Genomic DNA, 23,050 nt, shown 5'->3' on the forward strand with positions numbered 1-23,050 from the left:
TAAACAATGATAATCGTTGATTTTTGTTAACCATTATGATAGCGTGGTTACATAATGAAAATAATCGTGAAAACGGCAAGAAAAGAGTGACCCCATGTTAGAATTAAAAGATATCAAGAAGTATTATACAGTTGGCGCCAGTACTACGAAAGCCCTCGACGGCGTCACCGTCGCCTTTCGTAAACAAGAGTTTGTTGCCATTTTAGGGCCAAGCGGCTCTGGGAAAACAACCATGTTGAACGTGATCGGCGGCTTAGATAATTACGACTCTGGTGATATGATCATCAATGGCAAATCAACCAAGTCCTTTAAAGACCGCGACTGGGATGCCTATCGGAACAATTCGATCGGCTTTGTCTTCCAAAGCTACAATTTGATCAGTCATTTAGGCATCATCGACAACGTCGAGCTTGGAATGACCTTGAGCGGTGTGTCAAAAGAAGAAAAACGCGCCAAAGCAACCGATGCTTTGACGCGTGTGGGCTTAGCTGAGCATATGCACAAAAAACCAAATCAGCTTTCTGGTGGTCAAATGCAGCGGGTAGCGATCGCTCGTGCCTTAGCAAATGATCCTGATATCCTCCTTTGTGATGAACCTACAGGTGCCTTAGATTCAGAGACAAGTGTCCAAATCATGGAACTGATCCAAGAACTATCAAAAGAAAAATTGGTCATCATGGTTACTCATAATCCTGAATTGGCCCACAAATACGCTGGACGGATCATTGAATTCAAAGACGGACGAATCATTAAAGATTCGAACCCCCATGTCGAAGGCCAAAAGAAAGACCAATTCGAATTAAAGCACACAAAAATGAGTTTTATGACGGCCTTACGTTTGTCGTTTAACAATATCCGAACCAAAAAAGGGCGCACCTTCTTGACAGCCTTTGCTTCTAGTATCGGAATCATCGGAATCGCCATTGTTTTGTCACTATCAACGGGATTCCAAAAACAAATCGACAATACCCAGTCAGAAACATTAGCTCGTTTTCCGATCACGATCTCACAAGTGGCCACTGAACAAGATCCATCAGCGATGGGTACGCGGGATAAATCTGAAGATTTCCCTTCAGATAAAGAGGTCACTGCCAAATTAAGTGATACGGATCGTGCAACCCATATCAACAAAATCGATCAAGAGTTTCTCGATTACATCAACGACATTGATCCTGAGTTAAGTAACAATATCGGCTACACTCGTTCAACTTCATTGAATCTTTTCCGCAAGATCGATGACAATGTGGAACAAGTCAGCTTCTCCAACGCGTCGCCTGACAATGAACAGACCAATGCCATGATGTCTGCCATGAGTGCCTCAACCGGTATTGGGGTTTCGACTTTCCCTGAGCAGTTATCAGAGGATAACGGCAATTTCTTGAAAGACAACTATGACCTTTTAGAAGGCAGCTACCCAAGTGCCAGCACAGATGTCGTTTTGATCGTCGATGAAAACAACGTAACGAATGTCAATGCATTGATCAATCTCGGTTTTGATATTGAAGATGGTGACACGGTTTCCTTCGACGATATCGTGGGAACAAAAATCACATTGGCGTCTAATGATGCCTTTTACACCGAATTGCCGACTGGAAACTTCATTCCAAACCAAGATTTAAATGAAGTTTTCGATAACAGCAACAACAAAGAATTAACGATCAGCGGAATCTTACGTATCAAGCAAAACTCTACGATGAACTTGCTTTCAACCGGCATTGCCTACAGTGATGCCCTCGCGCAAGAAGTGATCAAAGAAAACCAAGACTCAGCGATCGTCCAAGCACAAAAAGATAGCGACACCAACGTGATGACGAATGAACCCGTTGACGAAAGTGCCAAAGATTCATTGATCGCTTATCTCGGCGGCAGTGATTTACCAAACAGCATTATGATCTATCCAAATGATTTCAGTGCCAAAGAAAAAATCCTTGATTACTTGGATGACTTCAACAAAGGCAAAGACAAAGAAGACCAAATCGTTTATTCCGATTTAGCCGGTACGATGACTCAATTGACTGGTGGCTTGATGGATGCCATCACCTATGTCTTGATCGCTTTTGCAGGAATCTCCTTGGTAACCAGCATGATCATGATCGGTATCATCACTTATACCTCTGTACTAGAACGCACGAAAGAAATTGGGGTCTTAAAAGCATTAGGTGCTCGTAAAAAAGACATCACCCGCGTCTTCGATGCCGAAACCTGTATTTTAGGGATCGCTTCAGGGGCTTTAGGTGTCCTCATTGCTTGGTTAGCCACATTCCCGATCAACGCGATCTTATATAGTATGACTGATCTCGAAAATGTTGCTCAATTAAATCCGGTCCACGGCCTGATCTTGATTGCCGTCAGCACCGTTCTAACCATGATTGGCGGCCACATTCCAGCTCGAATGGCAGCGAAAAAAGATGCAGCGATCGCTTTACGCGCCGACTAATTTTATAAGAAAACCTAACAGGCAGCAGCCATCCCCTTGGCTGCTGTTTTTTTGTCCTTCCTTCTGACTTCCAAAAGGTTTCTCTTGAAAAATCCATAAATGAGGAATACAATAGATTTGTTTTTAGGTATACCTAAAAAGATAGGGTGTGAAACGATGAATGAAGAAAAAAAATTGATCCAAGCGGCCAACGGTCCTAGCTTGGAAGAAATAAATAATACAGTTGCCATCCCAAAAAACGGCAGCTTTTGGCGCAATCTCTTAGCGTTCTCTGGTCCTGGGGCATTGGTAGCCGTGGGCTATATGGACCCAGGAAACTGGATCACCTCGATCGGAGGCGGTGCTGAATATGGCTATCTCTTACTTTCTGTAATCTTGATTTCCAGTTTGATCGCTATGCTACTGCAATACATGGCAGCCAAGCTAGGGATCGTGACCCAGATGGACCTTGCGCAAGCAACTCGTAAACACACCAGCAAAGGTTTAGGCTTTGTCTTGTGGATCGTCACCGAATTGGCTATCATGGCAACGGATATCGCGGAAGTGATCGGAGGAGCGATCGCTCTCAATCTACTATTCGGCTTACCGTTATTAGTTGGGGTCATCTTAACGATTTTCGATGTATTGCTTCTGCTCTTTTTAATGAAACTAGGTTTCCGTAAAATCGAAGCGATCGTCATGACACTGATTTTGGTCATTATGCTGGTCTTTTGTTACGAAGTCATTATTGCTCAACCGGATCTACCGGCTGTCTTGCAAGGCTTTATTCCGCAAAAACAAGTCTTGAACCATGGACAGCTGACAATGGCATTGGGGATCGTTGGTGCGACTGTGATGCCCCATAATCTCTATCTGCATTCTTCGATCTCCCAGTCACGAAAAATCGATCGCAGCGATACCCAAGAAGTGGCAACGGCCGTGCGGTTCGCTACTTGGGATTCCAATATCCAATTATCCGCTGCGTTTTTGGTCAATTGCCTGCTTTTGATCTTAGGAAGCGCCTTGTTCTTTGGTCATAGCGAAGAAGTCGGCACCTTCTCCGCGCTGTTCAATGCATTGCAAGATTCCTCCATTGCTGGTGCTGTCGCCAGTCCAGTCTTGAGCGTTCTGTTTGCCGTAGCGCTCTTGGCATCCGGTCAAAATTCAACGATCACTGGGACACTGACAGGCCAAGTCGTGATGGAAGGATTTATCCATATGAAGATCCCTACTTGGGCGCGACGTCTGATCACCCGTGGCTTATCGGTGATCCCCGTCTTGCTTTGTACAATTTACTTTGGCGGCAACGAACAAGCTCTGGACGATCTGCTGATCTATTCGCAAGTCTTTTTAAGCATCGCCTTACCCGTTTCGATGATTCCGCTGGTTCTTTTTACCAGCTCAAAAAAAATTATGGGGAAACGCTTCAAGAATCCGCTATGGGTCTCTACCTTAGGCTGGATTTGTGCCATTGCACTGACGGTCTTGAATGTCCGCTTGATCATCGAAACACTCGGCAACTTCTAATATCGAAAAAAGCTTACGAGGTAGCCTCGTAAGCTTTTTTGGTTAATTCGTTTCTAAATCATGTAAAAACAGACCGCTCAACAGTTTTGGTTCAAACCAAGTTGATTTTGGCGGCATGATTTCTCCCGCATCGGCTACTGCCAAAAGATCGGCCATTTGCGTTGGATACATGGAAAAAGCCAATGTCCATTCTCCGCTATCCACCAAACGCTCCAATTCTTCTGGACCACGAATCCCGCCGACAAAATCAATGCGTTTGTCTGTCCGCACATCTTGAATCGCAAAAATATCAGCCAGCACGTATTGTTGTAAAAGCGACACATCCAGCTGTCCTACCGCATCTTGCGGCACAGATGCCGGTTTGATGGTCAACTCCCACCACGTATGGTTTAGGTACAGATGAATCGAACCACGTTGCGCTGGTTTCTTCGTTGTAGTTTCTTGAATCGTAAAATGCTGGGCTGCCTGCTCAAAAAAGGTTTCTGGCACCGGTACCCGCAAGACCCGATTGTATTCCCAAATCGCTAATTCATTTTCTGGGAATAAGATCGCTAAAAAGCGGTCGCTTTCTTGGCTGCTTTGGCCATCGGCTCGCTTTTGCAAGCCAACTTTAACTGCTGACTCTGTGCGGTGATGCCCATCCGCAATATAAAGGGCATCTACAGCTTGAAATTGCTGGGCAAAAGAGGCGACTAGCGCTGGATCATCGATCAGCCAAACACGATGCTGCACCTCATGATAGCTGACAAAATCATAGATCGGCGCATGCTCTGCTTGCCACGCATCGATTGCTTCTTTGACTGCTGCTGGTTGGCGATAGCTCAAGAAAATCGGACTTGTATTGGCATCACATGCCAGAATGTGATTGATCCGATCGATTTCTTTTTCTGGTCGGGTAAACTCGTGTTTCTTGATTTTCCCAGCGACATAATCATCGATCGAGGTACAGGCGACAAGCCCAGTTTGACTTCTGCCAGCCATCGTCAATTCATACAAATAATATGCGGGCGCCGTTTCTTGAATCAACCAGCCTGCTTCTTGAAAAGATGCAAGATTTTCTGCCGCTTTTTGATACACCTGTGGATCATAAGGATCGATTCCTGGCAAGTCGATCTCCGAACGGTCGATGTGGAAATAGCTGTAAGGATTGCCTTGCGCAAACGCTGCGGCTTCTTGTGAATTGACCACGTCATAAGGCAGCTCGGCCACTTTTTCTGCCAATGAGGCTTCTGGACGAATGGCTTTAAACGGAAATACTTGAACCATTAATACCCAACCTCCTGATTCTTGATGACCCGTACACGAACGATATTTTCGTTCTCCCGCAGTTTATCGGCTAATTGATTCAATAAGGCTTCATCTTCAGAAGCGACATCGGCTAGGGTGTAAGCAAAGTCTTCCCGGCCACGATTCAGCATATTGTCGATATTGATCCCAGATTCCGCAATGATCGATGAAATCTGACCTAACATATTCGGTACATTGCGATTGATGATCGTCAGACGATAAGGCGAATGAAAGGCCATCTCAACGGTTGGAAAATTCACCGAGCGCTTGATGGTTCCGAATTCCAAGAATTTTTTCAATGTTCGGGCTGCCATCTTGGCACAGTTGACTTCAGCTTCTTCTGTTGATGCTCCTAAATGCGGCAAGACGAGGACTTTTTCATTGTGCAGCAATTGTTCATCCGCAAAATCAGTCGTATAGCCCGCTAAACGGTCGGCTTTTAACGCACGTAAAACGGCATCTGTATCGACGATTTCTTTACGGGAAAAGTTGAATAGCTTCGTTGTTGGTTTCATTTTCGCGAGTTCGGCTTCCCCGACGAGATGATGGGTATTTTCCATTAGCGGCACATGAACCGTAATAAAATCACAGGTTGAAAAGACTTCCGCAATATCATTGGCACGCTTGACCCGACGAGAGATCGTCCAAGCAGTATCCACTGACACGTAAGGATCATAACCGACTACTTCCATCCCTAGACGATAAGCATCGTTGGCGACCATCGCTCCAATAGAACCAAGGCCGATGATTCCTAACTTTTTGCCTTCTAACTCTGTTCCAGCAAATTGACTTTTTTGCGCTTCTGCTTGTTCTTCCACATTATCACCACTCAAGGTTTGGACCCATTGGGCACCTCGTAAAATCGGGCGGACACTTAAGAGCAGACTAGCAATCACTAATTCTTTGACCGCATTGGCATTGGCACCGGGTGTATTAAAGACGACGATCCCTTTTTCAGTACATGCTTTGACGGGAATGTTGTTGGTCCCAGCCCCTGCACGAGCAATACCTAAGACACTTTCAGGAAAAGCGTAATCGTGCAATTTCTGGCTGCGCAGCAAAATCCCTTGCGGTTGGTCGCTCTCGTTGATGGCATACTTTTCTTTTTCTAAACGCTGTAATCCTTCTGGTGCGATCGCATTGAATGTTTTGATTTGGAACATTTATTTGACCTCCGCTTCAAATGATTTCATAAAGTCGACTAACGCTTGAACGCCAGCTAATGGAAAGGCATTGTACAAGCTTGCTCGCATTCCTCCAACGGAACGATGCCCTTTCAAGTTCTCAAAACCAGCTTCGACAGCTTCTTCATTGAAGCGCTGATCTAATGCTTTATCCCCTGTTACAAAAGGAATATTCGTTAGTGAACGGCTATCAACAGCCACAGGACTACTGTAAAGAGCAGAGGCTTCGATCGTTTCGTATAAAAGCGCCGCTTTTTGGCGGTCTTGTTCTAAAATTGCAGGAATGCCGCCTAATTCTTCCAACCATTCAAACACCAATTTAGCAATATAGATAGCATACGTTGGTGGTGTATTGTACAATGAGTCATTTTTAGCCTGTAGACGATAATCCAGCATTGGAGCGAAAACAGCATCATCATTGAGTAAATCTTCTCGGATGATCACTACCGTCAACCCTGCAGGACCAATATTCTTTTGGGCCCCAGCATAAATCACACCGAAGTCTTCTACGCGATAGTCATTGGCTAAAATATTTGAGGACATGTCTGCTACGATCGGCACATTGCCAGCCTGCGGAATCGTTTGAAAGGCCGTCCCTTCAATGGTATTGTTCGTGGTGATATGCAAATAAGCCGCTTCTTGATCGATCGCATCTTCTGAAATTTCTGGAATATAGGTAAAGTTTTGATCCTCACTAGAGGCAACAACTTCCACCGTCACGTTTCCAAGCGATTTTGCTGCTTCAATAGCTTTTTTCGACCAAGAACCGGTATTTACGTATAAGGCTTTTTTGTTTTGTGCAAGATTTAAAGGGATCATACTGAATTGGAGACTCGCGCCGCCTTGTAAAAACAGTACCTGATAGTTTTCAGGAATTCCCATCAATTTTCGTAAAAGTGCTTCTGCATCTTTAATGATCGCTTCAAACAAGGAGGACCGATGACTCAGCTCCATAACGGACATCCCACTTCCGCGGTAATTCAAAAGTTCGGATTGTGCTTTCTCCAATACGGGACGGGGCAATACGGCAGGACCAGCTGAAAAGTTATAAACTGTCATACAAAAAATCTCTCCTTTATGTTAGATGTGAAAATCATTATAACAGATAGCCGAAAATGAAAAAAGCCTTAAAAGAGAAAATAATTTTGAATTTTCAGAAAAGACTACCAATTTCTTAACGTTCGTCATTTCGGCATTTTTTCAAACAGCCAGCGAGAAATTTCATTGTAAACGATCTCGCGGTTGCGCTCATTCAAAATCTCATGACGTCCCTGCTCAAGCAAATACATCGTCACGTCAGCATTTTGCTTCAGCTGCTGAGCCAATTGGCGGACGCTTTTGCCATAGTGCCCCACAGGATCGTCTGCACCTGAAATCAAGAGCAGCGGCAATTCTGGGTCAATCCTGCGCAGTTGTTCCGGATCACTGGCAGCTTGCGTCAATGTAAAGAGATCCTTGTAAGCCGCTAAGGAAAAATGAAATTGCGTGTAAGGGTCCTTCAAGTAGCGATCCACTTGTTGCGGATCACTGGTCAACCAATCCTTGGCGGTCCGATTGGGACGAAAACGCCGGTTGTGCTGGCCAAAAACTAGCTGTTCCATTACGTGATAAGGCCATTGCTGAGCGGCAAACGGCCGCAACAAGTTCGTGACAAGTTTGCCTCCTTGCATCAGCACGGCTTTTTCCATCGTGGTGCCCATGAGGATCGCTCCTGTCAATGGATGTGGCTGACTAAACAAATAATTCCGCAACACCAGCGACCCCATACTGTGCCCTAAGATAAAGTATGGTCGGTCTGGGTAGCAAGCAGCGGCGTACTGATGGACCACTCCCACATCTGCCACTAAATAGTTGGCGCCCTCTTTTTCACCAAAATGCCCATAGGCCTGTGTTTCTTTCACGGATTGCCCATGCCCTAAGTGATCATGACCGACCACCGCATAGCCTTGCGCAGTCAAACATTCCGCAAACTCGTGGTAACGTTCAATGTGTTCGATCATTCCGTGAACGATTTGCACGACTGCTTTCGGCTGTTCTTCTGGCAGCCACGTTTTGACAAAAAGCTGATCCTTCCCATTTGATGAAGTCAGCTTTTCTTGATTCATCCTCATAGTTCGCACCTCTTTTGCTTTTTCTTTTCCCTTCGCCAAATAAAACGGTCGTTTTCTTTATTATACATGGAATTTTAGGCTATGGCGGTAGGAGTTGGGAATTTTCAAGGATAAAAAAATCCTGCCACATTGTCTAAAGACAAAGTAGCAGGAGTCAAACGATCATCACCCATCGCTTGGATTTAAAAAACTTCCTCATTATTCTTTATTGGAATTTGACGATTTCTAAACGATCAATACTTAGCGTATCAATCCCAATCTCAGACGAAAGGGTGATTTCCTGCGATCCTTTCGGTAACTTCATGCGGACTTGTAGCGGTTGATAATATTCGGAAGGATAGACATCAACCACGTGACTCGCTTGTTTCGTTTCAATCATGACCTGAATTGGGTCATTTAAGGAGAGATAATCAGTGGTTTTGACATAGGCAATCACCAGAAATTCATCTGATTCTTCAATCTGCGGGGTAAAGATAATTTTGTCAGTCGTTGATTCAAAGCCTTGGACGACTTTTTTCGAGAGTGCTGCCTCATCTTCGACAAGCGCTAAATCGCCTTCCAACAAAGCACGGCTAGCAGTTAATCGCAGTCGATTCGGCTCAGCTTTTGGCAACGCTTGAACATGCCACTCATCCAAAGGAGCTTCCAGTAGGACTTTATCCTCTTGATCCCAACCAAACTTTTGCAAGCGGATCGAACGGTCCCAGCCCGAATGATCCCACCGAGCAGCGTGATAAATCAACCAGTCTTCAGAACCATCTTTTGATTTGGCAAATCCATTATGACCAGGTCCATAGACAGTGTTTGTCTGTTGGAAAATCGGCTCTGGTTCCTTTTGCCAATTCGCTCTTTCTAGCGGATCATCAGCCACATCTAGGGTCATAAGACCAAGAGCGTAATCATTGTCCCAGCTTCCACTGGCAGAGTATACCAAATTGACTGTTTCGTCTTTGATCATCACTTGAGGGGCTTCATTGATCAATGGTGTTTGCCGCATTTCCCATTCATATTCTGGTTCTGAGATAAGTCGTTTCTCCCCGATCACTTCCGTAGGGGAGGCCATTTCCGCTAAATAAAGATTTTGCGCAACATTTTCATACCCTTCCCAGCCCGACCAAAGGAAATAGCGTTTGTCATTGATCTCTAAGACTGTTCCATCAATCGCAAATTTATCATCCATCCCTTTGATCTCTTCCAATTGCCACTCACCCATGTAAGGATCTTTTTGATGATTGACTAATGCGTACATACGATGCGTTTCTGAAGGACGATTAGCCGCGAAATACATCACCCAGCGATCATCTAAGTAATGAAGCTCAGGTGCCCAGATACTTTCAAATTCTGCTGGCATTTCCCAGATGATCTTTTTTTCACCAGCAGCAACGTGAGAGAGGTTTTCAGCACGCCAAAGCGTTAAATTATTCCCAGTCGTTTTGGTATAATAAAAGAACGCTTCCGTTTGCAAGATCCAAGGATCTGCCCCATCATTATCGATAATTGAAGTAAAATCGGACACTTCTTCCCCTGGATCAGTTCCAGCGCTACAACCGGTTATCATAAGCGCAGCAATCAAGATACTTACTCCACTGAGCCAAGCTGCTGATTTCCCCATCGGACATCGCCCCTTTCCTTACCAATCATTTTATTCTACCTGCGGTGGATGAAACTGCTCATTGATCTCTTTAATTGCTGCCAAATCAACTTTTGGTTGGCGATCATAGGTCAGTAACCCATTGATTTCTTGTTCGACATCTGTCAACTGAGTGTAGCAATAGCCCCAGAGTCCGACAGAGTCATAAACAGCCACCATGATTCGCTGATAATCCTTCAAGAAATCTTGTTGATTTTCCACTGAGGTATAGCCCCAACCGGGTTGCCCCGAAACATCGAAGCCAATACCACCAAACTCGGTCAATAAAATAGGCTGATCCTGATAAGAAAATCCTCCAGCGAAAATCGGCCAGGGGGTCGATACTCGACTCACCAATTTTTCTCTCGTGCTGAGACTGTCTTTAAAGTATAGATATTTTTGCCGCTCAGATTCTTGCCCATGCGCATAATTATGAATCGCACAAATATCGGTCTCCGTCATCGCCCAACCATCATTTGAAATAACCAACCGTTGCTGGTCTAACGAATGGATAAAGTGATACATCGCTTGAGAAAAATGCTGTTGCTGACGATCAAATGAGATTTTTGGCACACCCCAGCTCTCGTTGATTGGGACCCAAGTAACGATCGAAGGATGACTATAATCCCGAGTAATGATTTCTGTCCACTCTTGCATCAAGCGCGTTACCGAAAGATCGGTATAGATTGCCGGCGCCGCACACTCTCCCCAAACAAGAAATCCTAATTTATCTGCCCAGTATAAAAAGCGTGGGTCTTCTGTTTTTTGGTGTTTTCGGCAACCATTAAATCCCATTTCTTTGGCCAATAAGATGTCTTGTTTAAAGTCCTCATCTGTTGGTGCAGTTAACAAGCCGCTCGGCCAATAGCCTTGATCGAGAACCAACTTCTGGTAGTAAGGCTTGTTATTTAAGTAAATCATACCGTTTTCTGTATGTATTTTACGCATACCAAAATAACTTTTTAGCTGATCGATGGCCTTCCCTGCTTCTCTAAGAGTCAATTCAACATCAAATAATTGCGGTTTTTCAGGTGTCCAAGACCAGCCTTCATGGTGAAAATTCGTCCGAAAAATTTCTTGCTGGAAAATGTCAACCGCAAAACTCAACTTAGAAGTGATAAAGTCTGCCTTTCCGCTGGTAACTAAAGCACCTTTAAAATAGATTTGATATTCTAAGACTACTTGTGGCTGTAACTGGTTCAGTTCTACATCGATCTTAACGGCGCCAGCATCAAAATCACTCGTAAATTTCACCTGTTGCAGATGGGATTCGGCAACTACTTCAAGCCAAACTGGCTGCCAGATCCCTGTTGAGTTTGTGTACCAGATTCCTGCTGATTCTTCTTCCCAAAATTGTTTCCCCCGTGGAATGCTTTCATCAAAATGTGGATCAAATGCTCGCACACTTAGTATTTGCTCTTGTCCAGATACTAAAGCATCCGTGATGTCTATATCAAAAGAGGTATGCCCTCCGCAATGATTTTTCACATGATTGCCATTGACAAACACATCTGCTTCATAGTCCACCGCCCCAAAATGCAAAAGGACACGACTTTTTTCAGGGACTTGCACATTGAAGGTCCGATAATACCATACAACGTCGTGCACTTCTCGATGATCAATGCCGCTCAATGCACTTTGATAGACAAAGGGAACATTGATCTTGTACGGATAGTTTGCTTCATTTGTGTACCACTTTTCTTTTAAACCAAGATTTTGGTCATCAAAGGTAAATTGCCATTCACCATTTAAGCTTAACCAATTCTCTCTCTCAAATTGCGGTCTCGGGTATTCTTCTCTACTCATATTTCCTCCAAAAACAAATTATTTTATGCCACTTTGCAACGACATTGACGCCATAAAGCTTTTTTGCGCCACCAAATACAATAAAAAGGTAGGGATCAAAGCCAAGATTGCTCCGGCAGTTCCAATTCCCGGATAGGTCATGTATTGCCCTTGTAGCAACTGCAGCCCCGGTGTAATCGGTAATTTATCAATATCGTTTATCACGATCGATGGCCACAAGAAGTCATTCCATGAGCCAGTAAAACTAAATAACGCAACCACCGTCAATACAGGTTTGATCAGTGGTAAGATAATATGATAAAAGATTTGAAACTCGTTGGCCCCATCGATCACAGCCGATTCATCCAATTCTTTAGGAATCCCTAAAATGAACTGCCGAACGAGGAAAATGTTATAAACACCTGCAGCCCCAGGAACGATGACTGCCAGAAATGTATTGGTCCAACCTAACGTATCAACGATTTTAAAATTCGGGATCAAATTGACCACCCCGGGAAACATCATCGTTCCTAACAATAGGGCAAAAATCAAATCTCTCCCCTTAAAGGTGAGTCGTGTATAGCCATAGGCTGCAAACGAGACGATCACCATAACCAACAGCGTATGTGAAGTTGAAATAATCATTGAATTCACAAACCAGCGGAACACAGGAGAAGAATCATTGCCTTGTAACAAGCCAAAAAAATTAGCCAGCGTCCAATCTTGTGGAATCAAACTGAACCCAACCTTTTGAATCTCTGCCTCCGATTTAAACGAGGTAAAAATTGCCCATATCAAAGGAAAGAGCCAAATCACACAGACGATCGCTAGCAAAATAAAGGCAATTCTTTTCCCTAGTTTGTTTTCTCGCATCTTCTTCCCTCCTATCTTTCCATTTTTTTGATGACCATAAATTGTACAATCGAAACTGCCATGATTACAAAACCTAGTAAAATAGCCATCGCTGAAGAAATTCCTGCAACCGAGGTACTACTACCAAAAGCATTTTCTTGGATGTACATCATCAACACGCGAGTAGAATTGTTGGGTCCGCCACCCGTCAACATTAGTGGCTGACCATAAATATTAAACTGAGCGATGGTCGTCATGACCGTGGTAAAAACAAGCTGGTTGCGAATACTCGGCAAAGAAATACGGAAAAATTTCGTTATACTATTTGCACCATCTAATTCTGCTGCTTCTAACTGCTCTTTAGAGACGCCATTTAATGCAGCAACATAAATAATTAGATTCCCACCTAATGTCCACCAAATCGTCACGATCAAAATAGCGATCCATGCCCATGGTTGCGTGCCTACAAAATTGATGTCGATACCGAATACTTCTTTGATTGGCCCAAAAGATTTGCTCAAAAGGAACCCCCAAATAATCATGACGGCAGAGATTGCAAACAGTGTTGGCAGATAGAGAATCGATTGAAAAAAACGCATCATTTTTGGTTTAGCAGACAATGCAACCGCTAGCAACAAGGGAATTACAATACATAACGGAACGGAGATTGCCGCAAAAAACAGCGTATTTTTCATTCCATTAAAAAATTGCGTATGATACAACGAGTCTTGATCAAACAAAATCGTTTGAAAATTATCAAACCCGACAAAAATCGGTGTACTGAACAGATCCCATTCAGCAAAAGAAACATAGATCCCAATCACTGCAGGAACTAAAAAGAATAAAAGAAAAAGGAGCATATGCGGACCAATAAAAACGATTGGCCAGCCATTTAACCTTTTTTTCATCAATACCCATCCTTCCTTGTATTTCTAGTGCAGCTCTCAACAAGAAACGACTGTGACAGCCCTTTAAGCCTCCCCATCAGAATTCCTCCCCTATCAAAAAATAGACTGAATTCTTTTTATGGTCGCTCTTCCCTCTGCCACAGCCTCTATGTGAGAAGATTATTTCATCTTTTCTTCTACAACTTTTTGGATCTCACCAAAAGTCGTTTGAATATCTGCTTTTCCTGTGATCATGTCCCATGAGCGATTATCATATTCACCAAAGATATACGATAAGCCATCAACTGCGTTAACAGAAATTGCCGCTTGTCCTTTTTCTGTCTTCAATAAGAAGGATTGTGGCATCTCAACATATTCTTCATTGTCTAGCATAGCTAAGGAAGTAGGATTTGCACCTGATTTGACCCACTCTAATTGGTTTGCTTGTAACCAAGTCAGAAAGTCGACCATGCCACTTTTCTTTTCATCGGAACGTTCCTCGTTCGTTTTGAACATTGCAAACTGATCGACGCCTGAACCTTGAATGATATGTTCCGCATCCCATTGAGGAGTAAATGTTTGACCCCAAGTGAAGTCACTGATTTCTTCCATATTACTTAGCATCCATGTTCCTTCTGGAAGAAAAATCAGCTGCTGGTTTGCAAAAAGTTTATTTGCATCTTCACCATCTGGGACCATGTAGCCGGCATCATATAAATCCTTAAACTCTTGAACGGCATTGTAAGAAAACTCATTATCGATATTGATGTTTCCTTGTGCATCTTGCCATTCCCCACCCATTTGTTGGTAGAGATTCGAATAATTCTGCATGCCCCATGTATAGCCAAAACTATAGATACCATCTGCTTTTGCTTTTTCCCCAGCTTGTCTGATTTCTTCATACGTCACTACGCCATCATCCAACGCTCCTGGAACATATTTATCCACCAAATCTTGGTTGTAATACATCACCCACGAACCCATGGTTGCCGGAATCCCATATTGACTATCATCCACTACACCAGTGTCCCAAGCAGCTTCAACGTAGTTTTCCCGTGCCAATTCTGTCCCATCGATCATGTCATCCCAGGTTTCAAGCATGTCTTGGTGTTTGTACGTAGGCAAAGCTTCTGAGGCAATCAAAGCCAAATCAGGAACACCTTTCCCCGATTTCCCCGCAGTCGTCAACTTTGAAGTAAAGGTATCACCTTGCATGCTTACTAACTTCACTTTAAAGTCTGGGTCTGTTTCATTGTATTGATCAATCGTTTTTTTGATTTTTTCACCGTCTGGTCCTGTCGTCGAAGACCAAAGCAAAATTTCTGAATTATTACTTGAGCTACCACTCCCGCCACAAGCAGCTAACAACACTGTACATAATAAGCTTGTCCCTACTAAAACAATAGATTTACTTACTTTCATTTTTTACACTCCTTTTAATTTAACTAAAAAGTAAAATGACATCCAATTATCAATAAACATAATCGTTAGACTATCGTCAAATAATGTTTACACCGTAAAGTTACTATAAATATAAAGCGCTGTCAACATTATTTTAACAAGGTATAACCAAAAATTATATCATTTTACTATTTTGTAAATCCACAAGGTTGTGTTATAATTAAACCATCTTTTCATTAAACATTTTAGTATAACGAGGTGATCGCTATGGAATTGGATTTAACAAACGCATCTTTACCGATCTACGAAGCACTGGCAAATGAAACTCGCTTAGCGATTTTAAGAGAATTAGGCGATAAGAAGAAAAGCATCAGTGAAATTGGACAAAAATTAGCAATCAGCAATGCTTTAATGACCAAACATATCCGTAAACTCGAAGAAGCTCAGTTGATCAAAACCGAAAAAGGATCGGGGCAAGACTGGAAGAAAAAATATTTGTCTCTAAAAACTGATTTCATCAATATCAATTTCCCAGCAAAAGTGTTTCCAGAAATGAATCTAACCTCCCAATCTGTGAAAATCGGCCACTTCACCGATTTTAAAGCTGAGCCTTCTTGTGGAATGGCGACCAAAGACCGCTTGATTGGCGCCTTAGATGATCCAAAATCTTTTCTGGATCAAGAACGTGTTGATGCAAGTATCATCTGGCTAAATAACGGTTTTTTAGAATACAAAATCCCAAATCCTTTGAAAAATGGTGAAAAAATCGAATTACTCGAAATCAGTATGGAGATCGCTTCAGAGTTCCCAATTTCGAATAACTATTGGCCCAGTGATCTTTCCTTTTACTTAAACAATCACTGCATCGGTAGTTACACCGTACCAGGAAACTTTTCGGATGTCAGAGGTTCTCTGACTCCGCAATGGTGGATCGATGAGTTCAGTCAATATGGATTGCTTAAGCATTTACGCATCAATCGCTATGATACTTCCCTCGATGGAGAAAAATTAACAGATCACAACCTGAATGAAATCGACTTAGACCACAGTGACTTTTTCACCTTTAAAATTGCTGCACCTGCAACTGCCGAAAACGCTGGTGGTTTGACCATTTTCGGCGATCGATGGGGAAATTATCCTCAAGATTTATTGTTCAATTTTTACGTATCGGAATGACTGTTGTCGTTTCATTACACAAAAAAAGCACGTAGCGAAGAGAGATCACTCCCTCAGCTAGTGCTTTTTTTCTATTCTCTTAAGCTGTGGCAAAAATGCGTTCAATCAACTGCATCACTGCTCGGACTTCTTCGTTTTTAACGATAGGTTCGGCACCGTTGCGTACAACGTTGTAAAAATTCTTGTAGAAAGGTTCAAAATCCGCTTCGGCTTTCGGGAAAGGAATCTCTTTGGCTGCCAATTCCGATGGCGGTGCCATCGTTTTCGTCAAGCCAACGCCTGCTTGAACTGGTTTTGGTGCGGCCACGTCTTCGCGACCTGTTGCCTGAACCATTTCACCATTTAGATCCCAATCGGTGATGGTGGCTGTTCCTTCCGTTCCTTTGATGTACCAGCGAGGCAATTGCGTGTAATTGGAGGTTCCAACTTCCACGATTGCTTTGACCCCATTTTCAAAGGTAATCAAAGCGAAGAACCCATCATCGACTTCTTCCCCCAACACAAAGCTAAGATCCGCTTTGACGTCTTTCACTGGGCTGTCGATCAGCCATAGCATTTGATCCAGCAAGTGAACGCCCCAGTCTAAGAGCATTCCCCCGCCTTGTTTTTTCACATGACGCCAGTCTCCTGGGATGCCGTTTGCCCCTTGGACCCGTGATTCTAATTGGAACAAATCGCCGATCTGTCCATTACGGTACAGTTCGCGTACAAGTAAAAAATCAGGATCCCAACGGCGGTTTTGGTGAACCATAAAGGTATTGCCGGTTTCTTGGGCAACCGCCACGATCTCATCTAGTTCCGCAGTATTCAGCGCAACAGGCTTCTCGCAAACAACATGTTTGCCTGCTCTCAATGCAGCGATCGATAACTCTTTATGCAAGTCATTAGGTGTGGCGATCAATACTGCTTCGATCGTCTCATCGACTAAGACTTCATCATAGCTTTTAAAGATCTTATGGCCTTTTTCTTGTGAGATCGCTTGACGTTCTTCATTGATATCGTAAGTTCCTACGATGTGGATTCGTTCGTTTTCATTTGGTAAGATATTGTGGACATGGTACGCACCCATGCCGCCATATCCGATTACTGCAAAATTGATTGCACTCATGTCTGACACTCCTCGGTTTTCTTCTTATGCCCACCACATGGATGAAGCTTCTTCACGGATCATAATCGTCTTCAAGTTGCTGATGGCACGATTCAGTCCTTCATCTATGGACATGATTGGATCTTCATGCTCAATACTCAAGACATAATCATACCCATAAATTCTAAGTGCAGAAATAATATCTGACCAGACTTGTAAGCTGTGGCCGCAACCGACTGAACGGAAGGTCCAAGCTCGGGTTTTGACATTGCTATATGGCTGCATGTCCGTCAAGCCATGCATGTTGATATTGTCTTGGTCCAAATACGTATCTTTGGCATGGAAGTGATGGATCGCATCGGCTTCCCCTAAGATTTTGACCGCTGCCACTGGGTCGATACCTTGCCACCATAAATGACTTGGATCCAAGTTACAGCCGATGGCTTTACCCGCAGCATCCCGCAGTTTCAACATCGTATAAGGTGTATGTGCCAAAAAGCCGCCATGAAGTTCGATTCCAATTTTAACACCAGCCGCTTCCGCTTCCGTGTTGATGCCTTTCCAATAAGGAATCAATTTTTGTTCCCATTGATAATTATAATTGTCATCGTATTCCGTCGGCCATGGCAATACTGGCCAGTTGACTTGTGTATCTGTTGCATTTCCGCCTGAAACGCCTGAAAATCCGTTCACAACAGGTACATTCATTAAGCTGGCTAATTTGATGGTTTTGCGCAAAAGTTCATCGGCTTCTTGCGCTTCTGCTTTTAATGGAGAGATTGGGTTGTTGTGACAGCTCAAAGCTGAGATTTCCAATCCTTTATCAGCTAATTTCGCTAAGTATTCTTTTCGCTCTGCTTCACTTGCTAGTAAACGGTCAATGTCTAAGTGGGCATTGCCGGGAGAACCACCGGTACCGATCTCGACGGTTTGGAGCCCTTTTTTCGCTACTTCATCGATCATTTCTTCAAAGCTAAGTTGATTGAATAACGGGGTAAAAACACCTAATTTCATTTTCTTTCCTCCTCAATTGCTTGAAAATGCCCATATGTTGGGTAACGATTTTCTGTTGGTGCACACCAGCGAGCCGCATTTTGGATCACTTTTTGCACTTTGGGATTGTAATAGCTTGGGAATGTCTCATGACCAGGCTGGAAATAGAAGATTTTGCCATTCCCACGGCGGAATGTACAGCCGCTGCGGAAAACTTCACCACCAGGGAACCAGCTGACAAAGATCAATTCATCCGGCGCTGGAATATCAAAGTGCTCGCCATACATTTCCTCTTGCTCTAGTTCGATCCATTCGCCGACTCCTTCAGCGATTGGGTGGCTTGGATTAACATTCCAGATCCGCGCATGCTGATCGTCTACCCGCCATTTCAAATCGCACGACGTTCCCATCAAGGTTTTAAAGATTTTCGAAAAGTGGCCAGAATGCAAGACGATCAGTCCCATTCCTTCCCATACACGCTGCTGCACACGAGCAACGATAGCATCATCGACTTCTTCATGCGCCATATGGCCCCACCAAACCAACACATCCGTGTCAGCCAATACTTGCTCCGTCAACCCATGTTCTGGTTCATCAAGGGTCGCCGTTCGCACTTGGAAATCATCCTCTTCTAAAAACTTGGCAATTTGACCATGGATTCCTTCTGGATACATTTTTTGGACGGTCTCATTCGTTTTTTCATGACGAAACTCGTTCCATACCGTAACGTGGATCATTGGTAGACCTCCTCTACGATGTTTTTTAATTGCAGATAATCAATCCCGCTGGCTTCTAAAGGAGCGAATTTTTGAAACGCTTCCTGCTCGACGATCAACCATGGTAGTTCTAATGCTTTAGCTGCTTCTACATACGACTTGATTGGTAAAATCCCATTGCCGATCTCGGTGCTTTCCTGCGGCTGCTCTTGCATATCTTTGATATGAACCAAGCCGACCTTCGTTTCGCGTTCCTTTAGCCAAGGTAAAACAGCCACGTTTGCAAAGGCTAACCAGTAAAGGTCGGCTTCCAAACGCAGTTGCGGATTGTCTTTGATCAGTTCATCGATCATAGATTCTCCAGCAACTTCAGTAAATTCATGGGCATGGTTGTGGTAGTAGCAAGTCAGCCCTTCTGCTTGCAACTTTTGGGTGATCTGGGTCAACTCCGCAGCAAAGGCTTGCCATTTTTCCAAAGAATCAAAACTGGCATACGGAATGACGATCCGTTGATTGCCAATCGTTTTTTCAAAAGCGACGGTTTCTTCAAAACGATCTCGCAATGCTTCAAACGGGATATGGGAAGCCGCGACCGCCAAATCCAACTGCTCAAGCATTTCTTTGATCTGAGCAGCACTGTGTCCATGATAACCGGCAAATTCAACACCGTCATAGCCGTTTTGTTTAACTGTTTTCAACGCTTCAAAAAGCTCTGTCTTGCAGTCCTCTTGAATACTCCAAAGCTGTAAAGCGATTTTCGGTTTTGTCATTTATGCTCGCTCCTTTTCTTCCAGCAGTTCTTATAGGTAGACTGGCTCACCGGTTTGCGATGATTTGTAGATCGCTTCTAAAATCTCCGTCACGACCATTGCTTCTTCAGGTTTGACCACTGGTTCGGTATCGTTGATGATCGCATGGATCCACGATTGTGCTTCTAAAATTTCTGGCGTCTCCCCGTTTCCTTCATAAAAATCAACGCCGCCTGTTTCAAGTTCGATATTTTTTTCATACAGCAAACTGTGGTCTTCTCCGTTGATGGTCAAACCGTTGTTCATATCCGCACCCGCTTTGCTGCCCATCAGTGTCGTTTTGGCTTCTTTCACATCCAAGCTGTTGAGCGCCCAGCTAGCTTCTAAGAAAATCGTTGCGCCATCTTCCATGACCACAAAACCAAAGGCCGAATCTTCTACTGAGAATTTCTCTGGATCCCAAGGGCCCCAAGCATTTGCGGCATTTTTGGTTTGCGACAACTCATGATACGCTTTTCCGACAACAAATTTTGGTTTGTAATTGTTCATCATCCATAAGGTCAGATCCAATGCGTGGGTACCGATATCGATCAACGGACCGCCGCCTTGCGCTTCTTCATCAAGGAAAACACCCCAAGTTGGCACGGCCCGACGACGGATCGCATGAGCTTTCCCAAAATAAATGTTTCCTAATTGTCCTTCGGCGCACACTTCATGAAGATAACGAGAATCTTTTCTAAAACGGTTTTGGTAGCCGATCGTGAGTTTTTTCCCTGTTCGGTTGGCTGCTTCGATCATTGCTTTGGCTTCTGCCGCTGTTTTTGCCATTGGTTTTTCACACATGACATGACAATCTGCTTCTAGTGCAGCAATCGTCAACTCAGCATGTGAGGCGTTTGGTGTACACACATGGATCACATCTAGATCAGCTTGTGCCAACATTTCTTGATAATCGCTGAATACTTGAGCATCTTCGGTCCCAAATGCTGATTTCGCTTCAACTGCACGTTCAACCAGCAGATCACAAAAGGCAACCATTTCTACTTCTTCTACTTGAGACAAGGCAGGCATGTGCTTGCCGTTTGCGATCCCACCGCACCCAATGATTCCAACTTTAACTGTCATATCTTTCCTCCTGAAAACGCTTATTATTTTCTACCCCCTCATTATAGCGAAACATCGAAAGCAGTTCTTCCCAGTTTCCATTGAAAAAATTCCCGAAAATTATCTTATGAAACTTTAACAAAAAGAACCACTCCACAATTTATGCAAAGCGCTTAAAAAAACACTATCGAGAAAAAAATAGTGCCAGATCAACAAAAAAAACAGTCGACAAACACAGGCTCATCGGCTGTTTCTATCAATTTTGATTCAATTGTTTCTGGTACTGCAACGGTGATTGACCAACGGCTTCCTTAAAGACATGATGAAATGTTTTGACACTGGCAAAGCCAGCTTTTTCAGCGACTTCTGCCATCGGGATCTTTTCATTTGCCAAGATAAATTTGGCTTGATTGATACGGTATTCCGTCAAAAACTGCATGAAGGTCTTGCCAGTATTGGTTTTAAAGAAACGCGTGAAATAATGAGGACTAAACCCTACATGTCTTGCGGTGTCCTCCATCGTCAAGACTTCTTGGTAATGGGATTCGATGTACTCAAAGACATCATTCAGACGCTGCAAGGTTTCTTTGTATTGTGCGGCCGTTCGTTTTAGTGGATTGACGGCTCGTTTTCGCTTTGGCAAGCTTTGATAGCACTCCCCGATCAACTGGTAAAGCAGCCCGAGAGTCAAATAACGCTTCCCAACAACATTCTCCTCTTCCAACTGATACAACTCGATCAAGAGACCTGTTATTTTTTCCGTAAAACTCGTTGGCCAATTTTTGCTGTGGGGCTCCCCTTCTTCAAAGAGTGTCATCAAGGATACTTCATTTTCTCGAAGCAACGGCTCTTCAAAAAGCTTCATATCAAATTGATAGACATAGCGTTCACTCTCAGGCGATGCTAGAAAATAGTGGGGTTGCCCGCTGGAAAAAAGATACAGATCCCCTTCCTCCAACTCAATGATCGTATCGTCAACACCAATATTGACCGTGCCGCGCTTAGCGTAAATGATCTCGATTTCTTTATGGACATGGGGGTAAACGATGGTCAACCCATCATTTAGAAACGTTCGAAAACGAAATTCACTTTCAAATTCAGGAATTTCAAGATACATACTCATGGCTGACCGACTCCTTCGCTCTATTCTTATTTATTATAAGCGAAAAATTGCCTAAGAGAAAACCTTTTCTCAGCCAATCATAGTTTCTTCTGCTTTTTTGTGGTATCGTATTCAAGAAAAGGAGTCTTGTTTATGAATTATTATGATCAACATCTGCATACATTTTTGTCTTTTGATTCAGATGAACAGTTTGAGAATTATCTAGCTTACCAGCCTGCCTACTTCGTTGCGACAGATCATTTCGATTTGAAGAACCCCTATTCGGGATTCCGTGATGATATTCCTGACTATGAATTACTAGTAAAAACCCACCAGAAGCTGCAAGAGACCACAGCGACGAAACTCTTAAAAGGCATCGAGATTGGTGTCGTGCCTGGTCAAGAACAAGAAATCTTGCGCTATCTTGAAAGCCATCCTTATGACTTGAAATTGATCAGTATCCATCAAAACGGTACCTTTGATTATATGGACGATGCCGTGTTGACGAAGGACAAATTTGCAGTCGCCAAACAATACTTTGACCAAATGGCCCACGTGTTGGACTCGTTTCCAGACGGGCATATCGTGACCCACTTTGATTATGGCTTGCGTCGTTTCCAATTTACAGCTGAGGAATTGGCCGCCCATTTTGAAACAGAGTTAACGACGATCTTCAAAAAAATCGTTGCCCGTGACTTAGCGATGGAAATCAACGCTAAGAGCTTTGGCCCCTATCAAAATGCCCACCTTTACCAATATGCTATCCCGCTGTATCAAAGTGTCGGGGGTAAATTGTTCACCCTCGGCTCTGATGCCCATAAAGCCAGTGATTATCGGTTAGATTTTGCAGCGATGAGCGATCTGCTGCGTTCCTTTGGTGTCAATCAATTAGCGGTATTTCAAGGTAGTGAACGGTTTATGGCGGATCTGCCTGCTCAATAGCGTCACCTTTGAATGCACTCTACAACAACACATTTTCAATAAATGGACAAAAAAACGGCGAACCTTAAAAGGATACGCCGTTTTTTCATTTTAAGACCATA

At 43.5% G+C, this 23,050-nt stretch carries 19 protein-coding genes; 4 read left to right on the forward strand and 15 right to left on the reverse strand.

Annotation, left to right across the window (positions count from 1 at the left end; all coding sequences use genetic code 11):
* Positions 1–94 precede the first annotated feature (94 nt).
* The gene (locus A5882_RS01700; RefSeq protein ID WP_008380388.1) at positions 95–2,437 is read left to right on the forward strand and encodes an ABC transporter ATP-binding protein/permease; all 2,343 of its coding nucleotides are present in this window, start codon (positions 95–97) and stop codon (positions 2,435–2,437) included.
* A gap of 156 nt (positions 2,438–2,593) precedes the next feature.
* Positions 2,594–3,943: an Nramp family divalent metal transporter gene (locus tag A5882_RS01705; RefSeq protein WP_086372361.1), complete on the forward strand. Its 1,350-nt coding sequence runs from the start codon at positions 2,594–2,596 to the stop codon at positions 3,941–3,943.
* Positions 3,944–3,985: 42 nt separating this feature from the next.
* Here A5882_RS01705 and A5882_RS01710 read toward each other — a convergent pair whose 3' ends face one another.
* From A5882_RS01710 to A5882_RS01750, 9 genes are all read right to left on the reverse strand, one after another.
* Positions 3,986–5,209, reverse strand: coding sequence for a DUF1015 domain-containing protein (locus tag A5882_RS01710; RefSeq protein WP_086372362.1), 1,224 nt, complete (start codon positions 5,207–5,209; stop codon positions 3,986–3,988).
* Positions 5,209–6,393, reverse strand: coding sequence for a phosphoglycerate dehydrogenase (locus A5882_RS01715; protein WP_016609459.1), 1,185 nt, complete (start codon positions 6,391–6,393; stop codon positions 5,209–5,211). The genes A5882_RS01710 and A5882_RS01715 overlap by 1 nt, the downstream gene beginning before the upstream one ends.
* The gene (serC, locus tag A5882_RS01720; RefSeq protein WP_086372363.1) at positions 6,394–7,473 is read right to left on the reverse strand and encodes a 3-phosphoserine/phosphohydroxythreonine transaminase; all 1,080 of its coding nucleotides are present in this window, start codon (positions 7,471–7,473) and stop codon (positions 6,394–6,396) included.
* Between the two features lie 125 nt (positions 7,474–7,598).
* The gene (locus tag A5882_RS01725; RefSeq protein WP_086372364.1) at positions 7,599–8,525 is read right to left on the reverse strand and encodes an alpha/beta fold hydrolase; all 927 of its coding nucleotides are present in this window, start codon (positions 8,523–8,525) and stop codon (positions 7,599–7,601) included.
* 205 nt (positions 8,526–8,730) lie between these two features.
* On the reverse strand, positions 8,731–10,137 hold the full coding sequence (locus A5882_RS01730) for a glycoside hydrolase family 43 protein (protein ID WP_086372365.1): 1,407 nt from the start codon (positions 10,135–10,137) through the stop codon (positions 8,731–8,733).
* 30 nt (positions 10,138–10,167) lie between these two features.
* Positions 10,168–11,961 (reverse strand): glycoside hydrolase family 2 protein, encoded by a 1,794-nt coding sequence (locus A5882_RS01735; protein WP_008380372.1) that lies wholly within the window; start codon positions 11,959–11,961, stop codon positions 10,168–10,170.
* An 18-nt stretch (positions 11,962–11,979) separates the two neighbouring features.
* Positions 11,980–12,813, reverse strand: coding sequence for a carbohydrate ABC transporter permease (locus tag A5882_RS01740; protein WP_008380370.1), 834 nt, complete (start codon positions 12,811–12,813; stop codon positions 11,980–11,982).
* An 11-nt stretch (positions 12,814–12,824) separates the two neighbouring features.
* On the reverse strand, positions 12,825–13,700 hold the full coding sequence (locus A5882_RS01745; RefSeq protein WP_086298189.1) for a carbohydrate ABC transporter permease: 876 nt from the start codon (positions 13,698–13,700) through the stop codon (positions 12,825–12,827).
* Between the two features lie 159 nt (positions 13,701–13,859).
* A complete protein-coding gene (locus A5882_RS01750; RefSeq protein WP_016609466.1) occupies positions 13,860–15,101 on the reverse strand; it encodes an extracellular solute-binding protein in 1,242 nt (413 codons plus the stop codon).
* A 246-nt stretch (positions 15,102–15,347) separates the two neighbouring features.
* On the opposite strand from A5882_RS01750, the gene A5882_RS01755 reads away from it, so the two are divergent.
* Positions 15,348–16,256: a transcriptional regulator gene (locus A5882_RS01755; protein WP_008380365.1), complete on the forward strand. Its 909-nt coding sequence runs from the start codon at positions 15,348–15,350 to the stop codon at positions 16,254–16,256.
* 79 nt (positions 16,257–16,335) lie between these two features.
* Here A5882_RS01755 and A5882_RS01760 read toward each other — a convergent pair whose 3' ends face one another.
* The 6 genes from A5882_RS01760 to A5882_RS01785 all read right to left on the reverse strand — a co-directional run bounded on the left by A5882_RS01760 (position 16,336) and on the right by A5882_RS01785 (position 22,028).
* The gene (locus A5882_RS01760) at positions 16,336–17,364 is read right to left on the reverse strand and encodes a Gfo/Idh/MocA family protein (RefSeq protein ID WP_016612868.1); all 1,029 of its coding nucleotides are present in this window, start codon (positions 17,362–17,364) and stop codon (positions 16,336–16,338) included.
* Positions 17,365–17,388: 24 nt separating this feature from the next.
* Entirely contained in the window at positions 17,389–18,357 is a 969-nt protein-coding gene (locus A5882_RS01765) for a sugar phosphate isomerase/epimerase (protein ID WP_005233928.1), read from the reverse strand.
* On the reverse strand, positions 18,354–19,073 hold the full coding sequence (locus tag A5882_RS01770; RefSeq protein ID WP_016612869.1) for a trehalose utilization protein ThuA: 720 nt from the start codon (positions 19,071–19,073) through the stop codon (positions 18,354–18,356). The genes A5882_RS01765 and A5882_RS01770 overlap by 4 nt, the downstream gene beginning before the upstream one ends.
* Entirely contained in the window at positions 19,070–19,822 is a 753-nt protein-coding gene (locus A5882_RS01775) for a sugar phosphate isomerase/epimerase (RefSeq protein ID WP_016612870.1), read from the reverse strand. The genes A5882_RS01770 and A5882_RS01775 overlap by 4 nt, the downstream gene beginning before the upstream one ends.
* 30 nt (positions 19,823–19,852) lie before the next feature.
* Positions 19,853–20,926: a Gfo/Idh/MocA family protein gene (locus A5882_RS01780; RefSeq protein WP_005228203.1), complete on the reverse strand. Its 1,074-nt coding sequence runs from the start codon at positions 20,924–20,926 to the stop codon at positions 19,853–19,855.
* A 235-nt stretch (positions 20,927–21,161) separates the two neighbouring features.
* Entirely contained in the window at positions 21,162–22,028 is an 867-nt protein-coding gene (locus tag A5882_RS01785; RefSeq protein WP_016612871.1) for an AraC family transcriptional regulator, read from the reverse strand.
* 132 nt (positions 22,029–22,160) lie between these two features.
* On the opposite strand from A5882_RS01785, the gene A5882_RS01790 reads away from it, so the two are divergent.
* The gene (locus A5882_RS01790; RefSeq protein WP_016612872.1) at positions 22,161–22,949 is read left to right on the forward strand and encodes a PHP domain-containing protein; all 789 of its coding nucleotides are present in this window, start codon (positions 22,161–22,163) and stop codon (positions 22,947–22,949) included.
* The last annotated feature ends 101 nt before the right edge of the window (positions 22,950–23,050 follow it).

It is taken from the genome of Enterococcus sp. 4E1_DIV0656 (assembly GCF_002140695.1).
Lineage (GTDB): Bacteria > Bacillota > Bacilli > Lactobacillales > Enterococcaceae > Enterococcus_D > Enterococcus_D entomosocium.